Source organism: Gilvimarinus sp. 1_MG-2023, from assembly GCF_030548285.1.
Genome location: NZ_JAUOSC010000778.1, coordinates 1 through 291, shown reverse-complemented (window position 1 = coordinate 291; position 291 = coordinate 1). Strand labels below are relative to the sequence as shown.

1 protein-coding gene is annotated in these 291 nt (G+C 47.4%); it reads left to right on the top strand.

The genetic code is table 11. From position 1 onward, the window contains the following. Window positions 1-68: 68 nt before the first annotated feature. Window positions 69-291, top strand: a 223-nt coding sequence (locus Q4563_RS19015; protein ID WP_303605623.1) for an ATP-binding cassette domain-containing protein, incomplete at its 3' end; no start/stop codon positions are given.

The window sequence follows — 291 nt, the reverse complement described above, 5'->3', positions numbered from 1 at the left end:
ATTGAATATGGAAGGATAACAAGAGTGTCGGTCGCGGCACTGACCATTTTACGAGGATGAAGTCTGGAATGAGTACTTCGAATCTGGCGTTGGAACTGATCGATATTCACAAATCCTACGGCGACCTGAACGTATTAAAAGGGGTCACGTTAAAGGCTGCCAAGGGCGATGTGATTTCTATCCTGGGTTCCAGTGGCTCGGGCAAGAGCACCTTGCTGCGGTGCATTAATTTGCTGGAAAAACCCAGTCAGGGCGAAATTGTTATCGGTAATGAACAACTGATGCTGAAGC